We start from the raw sequence: 7,965 nt of genomic DNA on the forward strand, positions 1-7,965 counted from the left end.
GCGAAGGGGAACCACGCGTACCCATCTCGAACACGACCGTTAAGCCCTTCAGCGTCAATGGTACTTGGACCGCAGGGTCCTGGGAGAGTAGAACGTCGCCAAGCACAGATAACCGACCATATTCGTATGGTCGGTTTTTTGTTGTTTCAAGAGACATGCTGTATTTTTCATCCATTGCTGGTCATATCTCCTTCACAATTGTGTACGCAAGCGGGCACATACTACTGACAACGCAGTCATTCTTTGTGATGGAGGTGGTGACGAATGATGGTGAACGGAGTAAGAGCAAAGGCTATTGCTGTTGCGGCAGCGATACTAATGTGTACGAGCTGCGGGAATGCAGTGCAGCCGCAAGAAGTGAACTTACCTCCATTAAAGCAGCAGCAACTGAAGCCATCGAATATGCATTTGCACGTGAGAACTCAACCACAATTAAGGAAAAGACAGTCCAACTATAAGTTCATTTCGTCAGCGGCGGGTAAATCACAATCATTATCTAGTCCCTTCCAGGCACGTAAACTGTCGGTACCTAATCAGCCAGTGAAGGGGATTTATGTATCCGGGTGGGTTGCAGGCAGCAAGAAGCGGCTCGATCGGCTCATTCAGCTCGTTGATCGTACGGATCTGAATGCAATGGTCATCGATGTGAAGAACGATTACGGCCAACTCACTTATAAATCTGCGCTGCCGGAAGTGAACGATATTGGAGCGGACAGGCATGCAGCGATAGGTGATATTACAGGGCTGCTCCAGAAGCTGAAGGCTAAGCATATCTATGTGATTGGACGTATCGTGACATTCAAGGATCCGTTATATGCAAAATCATATCCGAGCATGGCGCTTCAGCGGAAGAGCGGCGGAGTATGGCGGGACGTGCAGGGTAAAGCGTGGCTGGACCCTTTTCAACAGCAGGTTCGTTCTTACAATGCAGCGATTGCGCGAGAAGCGGCCTCGATCGGTTTTGACGAGATTCAGTTTGATTATGTGCGGTTTCCGGACAACGGAGCGAAGGTCGACCGCGAGGTGCAGTTCAGCAGCAGTCGAGGCGGGAAATCCAAATCGCAGGTGATCTCGCAGTTTCTTGAAGAGGCAACCGGTGGCGTTCATACAGCTGGTGCACGAGTATCGGCGGATGTTTTTGGACTGGTGACATCTTCAACGAATGATATGGGTATCGGTCAGTCGTGGAGAGCGATATCAAGCGTCGTCGATGTGATTTCCCCGATGACCTATCCTTCGCATTACTCAACGGGCATGTACGGTGTGAAACAGCCTGATCTTAGCCCTTACGCCATTATCCGTCATGCGATGATGGACGCGAATCATCGAAACAGCTTGATCAGAAGCACCGGGGCAGATCGGACGCCGGCAGTCATAAGACCATGGCTGCAAAGCTTCACCGCGAAGTGGGTACATCCGCATCAGCAGTACGGGGCAGAGCAGGTGAATAAGCAAATCCAAGCGGCGAGAGATCAAGGTGTACATGAGTTTCTGCTTTGGAGTTCAAATTGCAAGTATGATTATCGTTCGTAATATCGACAAAAACCCCCAGTGGTCGTTATCTTGACAGCCCTATACCCCTCTGATACTATTGCAATAATATACGCGAACCTCTTGATTTTACTGGGATTTTTACGATAATTCCGACAATTCAAGGGGCTCGTAAAACGTCTGGGGAGGAACAAATCTGTGTGGGAAAATAAATTCGCCAAAGAAGGCTTAACCTTCGATGACGTCTTGCTCGTGCCTCGTAAATCGGAAGTATTGCCTAGGGAAGTCGATGTTTCGGTCATACTTGGTCCTAACGTTAAACTGAACATTCCACTTATCAGTGCAGGTATGGATACTGTAACTGAAGCTAAGCTCGCGATCGCAATGGCGCGTGAGGGCGGTATCGGTATCATCCATAAGAACATGTCCATCGCTCAGCAAGCGGAAGAAGTAGACCGCGTTAAGCGTTCGGAAAGCGGCGTTATTACGAACCCGTTCTCGCTTACAGCTGACCATCACGTGTATGACGCTGAGGAATTGATGGGCAAATACCGCATCTCCGGCGTTCCTGTCGTAGATGAGAACAAGAAGCTGGTTGGTATCATCACGAACCGTGACCTTCGCTTCATTCATGATTATTCGATGAAGATTAGCGAAGTGATGACGAAAGAAAATCTCGTTACAGCTCCTGTAGGCACAACTTTGCAGCAGGCAGAGGTTGTTCTTCAGAAGCATAAGATCGAGAAGCTGCCGCTCGTTGATGAGACGAATACGCTTAAAGGTCTTATCACGATTAAAGATATCGAGAAAGCCATTCAATTCCCACATGCGGCGAAGGATCCTCAAGGCCGTCTGCTTTGCGGCGCTGCGGTCGGTATTGCAAAGGATACGCCTGAGCGTGCGGAAGCGCTCGTTAACGCTGGCGTAGACGTGCTCGTTATTGATACAGCGCACGGCCATCAGAAGAACGTGCTTGAGATGGTTCGTTTGCTTCGTAACAACTACCCTGAGCTTACAATCATCGCGGGTAACGTAGCGACTGGTGAAGGTACACGCGATCTGATCCAAGCCGGCGCATCTGTTATTAAAGTCGGTATGGGCCCAGGCTCGATCTGTACAACTCGTATTATTGCAGGGATCGGCGTACCGCAAATTACAGCTATCTATGACTGTGCATCGGTTGCGCGTGAATATAACGTTCCAATTATCGCAGACGGCGGTATCAAGTACTCCGGCGACGTGACGAAGGCAATCGCTGCCGGCGCAAGCGCGATTATGATCGGCAGCTTGTTCGCAGGTACAGAAGAAAGCCCGGGCGAGTCGGAAATTTACCAAGGCCGCCGCTTCAAGGTTTACCGCGGCATGGGCTCCATCGGCGCGATGAAAGAAGGCAGCAAAGACCGTTACTTCCAAGAGAACGAGAACAAGCTTGTTCCGGAAGGTATTGAAGGCCGCGTTGCTTACAAAGGACCACTTGCGGATACGGTTCATCAGCTGATCGGCGGCTTGCGCTCCGGTATGGGCTATTGCGGTACAGCAAGCATTGAAGAGCTTAAGAACGATACACACTTCGTTCGCATCACAAACGCGGGTCTGCGCGAAAGCCATCCGCATGATGTTCAAATTACGAAGGAAGCGCCAAACTACTCGCTGTAATATCAGCTAACGCTGCAGCATAGAAGAGATAGTAACGGACCTGGCAGGAAGATGGTGGGAATCACCGTTTTCCTGTCTTTCTTTTTTAGAATCGAGTATCTTTGTGTTACAATACTAGAGTTAGAAGAATGATAGAAGAGGAGAGAGAATGTTGAAACGGAATAAGGGACTGGTGCGCTTCGTACCAACCATTTGTGCGGCTGTTATTGCGACGATGCTTACGACGACTATTGGCACTCATCAAGTTCATGCGGATGCTTCAGAGTTTACATCTAACTCGCTAGGAATTGAGGCACGCTCAGCGATTCTAATAGATGCAGATACTGGCCAGGTGCTCTATTCGGTTAACGCCGAGAAGGCTTATCCACCGGCAAGTATGACAAAGCTGATGACGGAATACCTCGTACTTGAAGAGGTGACAGCTGGACGTCTGAAGATGACGGATATGGTTACGGCAACGAAGGAAGCGGCTAGCATTCCTCCCGACGGCTCCGCAATCTATCTGGCAGAGGGCGACAAGCACTCGGTAAAAGATTTGTATATGGCGATGGCTGTTCAATCGGCGAACGATGCGACAATCGCTCTCGCGGATCATATTTCCGGAACAGAGCAAAGCTTTGTTGAGAAAATGAACGCTACGGCGAAGGAGCTTGGCCTGACATCAGCGCATTTTACAAGTGCGACAGGTCTTGCGGAAACAACGGTTATCTCGGCTGGCGACATGGCGAAATTCGCGAGTGTCCTGATCAAGAAGCACCCCGAGTTTCTAGAGTTCGCAAGCACGCCAAGCTACAAGTTCCGTGAGCGCGACAAAGATCCAATGATCAACCTGAACTGGATGCTGGAGACGAACAAATCGATCCCATCCTTGAAAAAGTATGCGTACACCGGCGTTGACGGTATGAAGACGGGCTACATCGGTGCAGCAGGCTATTGCTTCACGGGTACAGCGAAACAAGGCGACTTGCGTCTCATCTCGGTTGTCATGGATACCTCCTCGAAATCATCGCGTTTCATTCAAACGGCGAAGCTGTTCGACTATGGCTTCCAAAATTTTGAGAAAAAGACGGTTGTTGCGCCAAAAACAGTTGTAGAAAGCGCAAAGACGGTAAAAATAAAGAAAGGCAAGTCGAAAGAAGTGCCGATCATGACAGCTACTGACGTAACGTTCCTCGTGAAGAAGGGTGCTGCGCCAGACGTTCAACTGACGAAGGTTGACGTGAAGAAGGAAGGCGAGCTTGTCGCTCCAATTGCAAGCGGTACAGAGGTAGGCTCGGCAACGTATTCCTACAAGGATCCGGAAACGGGCAAGGCGATTGAGAAGACAGTTAAGCTGATTACGTCCGAAGATGTGAAGAAAGCTAGCTGGTGGCGCTTGATGTTCCGCTCGCTTGGCGGGTTTATCTCGGGATTATTCCACGGGCTGATGGATTTATTTTAAATAAACGGGGCTTTGGCAGCTATTTATCAGGTGTAAATAGTTGTCGATTGGTCCGGTATGCTGTAAAATTATTGGTTAGAGTTAGTCCGGCGATTTACATGTTGGAAAGACTGCAAAAACTTTTTTGGGAGGATTTACGAACATGGAAACAGGAACTTCGCGCGTAAAACGCGGTATGGCTGAAATGCAAAAAGGCGGCGTCATTATGGACGTTATGAACGCCGAGCAAGCTAAAATTGCTGAAGCAGCTGGTGCAACAGCGGTTATGGCACTTGAGCGTGTACCTTCTGATATTCGTGCAGCTGGCGGCGTAGCTCGTATGGCTGACCCGACAGTGCTTGAAGAAGTTATGAAGGTTGTTTCGATCCCGGTAATGGCGAAAGCACGTATCGGTCACTATGTAGAAGCACGCGTGCTCGAAGCTCTGGGTGCGGATTACATCGACGAGAGCGAAGTGCTCACGCCTGCTGATGAAGTGTTCCATATCTCGAAGCGCGACTTCACGGTTCCTTTCGTGTGCGGTGCCAAAGATCTTGGCGAAGCTCTTCGTCGTATTCAAGAAGGCGCGGCAATGCTTCGTACGAAAGGCGAGCCAGGAACAGGCAACATCGTTGAGGCTGTCCGCCATATGCGTCTGATCACGGGCCAAATCCGTAAAGTACAGAACCTTTCCAAGGACGAGCTGTACCATGAAGCGAAAAACCTCGGCGTACCTTACGATCTGCTTCTGGATGTTCACCAAACAGGCAAGCTTCCTGTCGTTAACTTCGCAGCAGGCGGCGTAGCAACACCTTCCGATGCAGCGCTGATGATGCACCTGGGCGCTGACGGCGTATTCGTTGGATCGGGTATCTTCAAATCCGAATATCCAGAGCGTTTCGCTCGTGCAATCGTTGAAGCAACAACGCACTACACAGACTACAAGCTGATCGCGGAAGTATCCAAAAACTTGGGTACGCCGATGAAAGGCATTGAAATTTCGAAGCTGGCGCCTTCCGAGCGCATGCAGGACCGCGGCTTCTAAGAACGGAAAGAAGGCGGTAAAGCGATGAAGATTGGCGTACTGGCGCTGCAAGGCGCTGTAGCGGAACATATACGAAGCATTGAAGCTGCCGGCGGTGAAGGAGTAGCGGTGAAGCGCGTTGAAGAACTAGACGCGCTTGACGGGCTCATTATCCCAGGCGGCGAGAGCACGACAATCGGTAAGCTCATGCGCAAGTATGGCTTCATCGAGGCGGTTCGTGACTTCTCGAAACAAGGCAAGCCGATCTTCGGTACTTGTGCCGGTCTAATCGTTCTGGCTGAGCGTATTGAAGGCCAAGAGGATGCGCATCTGCAGCTGATGGATATGACCGTCGCGCGGAACGCATTCGGCCGTCAACGTGAAAGCTTCGAGACAGACTTGCCGGTAAAAGGCATCGATGAGCCGGTGCGTGCAGTATTCATCCGTGCGCCTCTTATTAAAGAGGTGGCGCCGAGCGTTGATGTGCTGTCCACGTACAATGGCGAAATTGTAACGGCACGGCAAGGTCATCTGCTTGCATCGTCGTACCATCCGGAGCTGACAGACGATTACCGTCTGCATGCGTATTTCCTCGATATGGCGAAGGAAGCGGCTGCGGCTAAAGCATAGCGTATAAAGAAGACTGCGTAAGCAGTCTTTTTGCCGTTCATACTGCGAGTAAGTGTTAAAATAACAAATTGGAAGGGGCTTTCCTTTCGTGTTGGATGTTAAATTGTTGCGTAATGATTACGCTAAAGTAGAACAAGCTTTGCAGAACCGCGGCAAGTCGCTGGATCTGATCTCGGAGTTCCCGACGCTTGATGGGAAATGGCGGGATATGCTTCAGGAGACGGAGCAGCTGAAGAACCGTCGTAATACGGTTTCGCAAGAAGTTGCGAAGCTGAAGAAGAGTGGCGGAGACGCTGAAGCGCTAATTATCGAGATGCGCGAAGTCGGCGACCGCATTAAGGTGCTTGATGAAGAGATTCGCAATGTTGAAGCGCAAATCGCGGATCTGACGCTGGCTATTCCGAACGTGCCGAATGAATCCGTTCCTGTCGGCGCTTCCGAAGATGATAACGTGGAAATTCGCCGTATTGGCGAAGTGCCTTCGTTCGCGTTTGGGCCAAAGGCGCATTTTGAGCTGGCGCAGGATCTTGGTATTCTCGACTTCGAGCGTGCGGCAAAAGTAACGGGCTCGCGCTTCGTGTTCTACCGCGGCCTTGGTGCGCGTCTGGAGCGTGCGTTGATCAACTTCATGATGGACCTACATAGCGATGAGCATGGATATGAAGAAATGCTGCCGCCGTATATCGTTAACCGCGACAGCCTTATCGGTACTGGCCAGCTGCCGAAGTTCGAAGAGGATCTGTTCAAGGTAGCAGATACCGAGTACTACCTCATTCCGACTGCAGAAGTGCCGGTGACGAACGTACACCGTGATGAAATTCTATCGGCTGAAGAGCTGCCGAAGAACTTCGTCGCATATAGCGCATGCTTCCGCTCGGAAGCGGGATCCGCTGGCCGCGATACGCGCGGATTGATCCGTCAGCACCAATTCAACAAGATTGAGCTGGTGAAGATGGTGAAGCCGGAGGAATCGTATGAAGAGCTCGAGAAGCTCACTGCAAACGCCGAGAAGGTGCTGCAGCTGCTTGGCTTGCCATATCGTGTTCTGACGCTCTGTACGGGCGATATGGGCTTCTCGTCTGCGAAGACGTATGACCTTGAAGTGTGGATTCCAAGCGCGGACACATACCGTGAAATCTCGTCCTGCTCGAACTTCGAAGATTTCCAAGCGCGTCGTGCGAATATCCGCTTCCGTCGTGAAGCGAAGAGCAAGCCGGAATTCGTGCACACGCTGAACGGCTCCGGTCTCGCGGTAGGCCGTACGGTAGCTGCGATTCTCGAGAACTTCCAGCAAGCTGACGGCTCGATCGTCGTTCCGGAAGTGCTGCGTCCGTACATGGGCGGGTTGGAAGTAATCAGCGCTCGATAAGTGAGTCCTGTAGCGGGCAGTTGCCGCCATAGGTGAGTGATTGTACCATAGGGTGAATTTGGAGTTGCAGACCCGAATTCACCTGTGGTACAATACATTTTGTTCCCTTTTGAAAAGGGCAGTTTCATACGATGGAGAGGTACCGAAGCGGTCATAACGGGGCGGTCTTGAAAACCGTTAGGGTGCAAGCCCACGTGGGTTCGAATCCCACCCTCTCCGCCATACAAGCATATCCAACCGATCCCTGTCATGGGATCGGTTTTTTGCGAGTATGGCGTGTGGGGGATTCGAACGGGCCGTTAAGCAAACACACCGTGTTTGTAGGCCCAGGCGTGATAGTCGCCCAAACAGCGCCCGAAATGGGCGCTGTGCGAC

General features: G+C 51.0%; 6 protein-coding genes, 1 tRNA gene and 1 rRNA gene. All 8 read left to right on the plus strand.

The window, feature by feature from the left end:
* Positions 1-104, plus strand: a 5S ribosomal RNA gene (gene rrf, locus A8990_RS14475); the annotation flags it as partial.
* Positions 105-264: 160 nt separating this feature from the next.
* The gene (locus A8990_RS14480) at positions 265-1,533 is read left to right on the plus strand and encodes a putative glycoside hydrolase (RefSeq protein WP_245996022.1); all 1,269 of its coding nucleotides are present in this window, start codon (positions 265-267) and stop codon (positions 1,531-1,533) included.
* A 156-nt stretch (positions 1,534-1,689) separates the two neighbouring features.
* Positions 1,690-3,147, plus strand: coding sequence for an IMP dehydrogenase (gene guaB / locus A8990_RS14485; RefSeq protein WP_116189757.1), 1,458 nt, complete (start codon positions 1,690-1,692; stop codon positions 3,145-3,147).
* Positions 3,148-3,295: 148 nt separating this feature from the next.
* The gene (locus A8990_RS14490) at positions 3,296-4,588 is read left to right on the plus strand and encodes a D-alanyl-D-alanine carboxypeptidase family protein (protein ID WP_116189758.1); all 1,293 of its coding nucleotides are present in this window, start codon (positions 3,296-3,298) and stop codon (positions 4,586-4,588) included.
* 142 nt (positions 4,589-4,730) lie between these two features.
* On the plus strand, positions 4,731-5,612 hold the full coding sequence (gene pdxS, locus A8990_RS14495) for a pyridoxal 5'-phosphate synthase lyase subunit PdxS (RefSeq protein ID WP_116189759.1): 882 nt from the start codon (positions 4,731-4,733) through the stop codon (positions 5,610-5,612).
* Positions 5,613-5,636: 24 nt separating this feature from the next.
* On the plus strand, positions 5,637-6,221 hold the full coding sequence (pdxT, locus tag A8990_RS14500; protein ID WP_116189760.1) for a pyridoxal 5'-phosphate synthase glutaminase subunit PdxT: 585 nt from the start codon (positions 5,637-5,639) through the stop codon (positions 6,219-6,221).
* Between the two features lie 88 nt (positions 6,222-6,309).
* Entirely contained in the window at positions 6,310-7,590 is a 1,281-nt protein-coding gene (gene serS, locus A8990_RS14505; RefSeq protein WP_116189761.1) for a serine--tRNA ligase, read from the plus strand.
* Between the two features lie 133 nt (positions 7,591-7,723).
* Positions 7,724-7,812 (plus strand) — tRNA-Ser (locus A8990_RS14510).
* Positions 7,813-7,965: the final 153 nt, after the last annotated feature.

Source organism: Paenibacillus taihuensis, from assembly GCF_003386535.1.
Taxonomy (GTDB): Bacteria; Bacillota; Bacilli; order Paenibacillales; family Paenibacillaceae; genus Paenibacillus_Z; species Paenibacillus_Z taihuensis.

Bases quoted from the DNA above. Each gene is read 5' to 3' on its own strand.
- A8990_RS14480 (WP_245996022.1), top strand. From the start codon at position 265: ATGATGGTGAACGGAGTAAGAGCAAAGGCTATTGCTGTTGCGGCAGCG.
- pdxT (WP_116189760.1), top strand. From the start codon at position 5,637: ATGAAGATTGGCGTACTGGCGCTGCAAGGCGCTGTAGCGGAACATATA.
- A8990_RS14490 (WP_116189758.1), top strand. From the start codon at position 3,296: ATGTTGAAACGGAATAAGGGACTGGTGCGCTTCGTACCAACCATTTGT.
- pdxS (WP_116189759.1), top strand. From the start codon at position 4,731: ATGGAAACAGGAACTTCGCGCGTAAAACGCGGTATGGCTGAAATGCAA.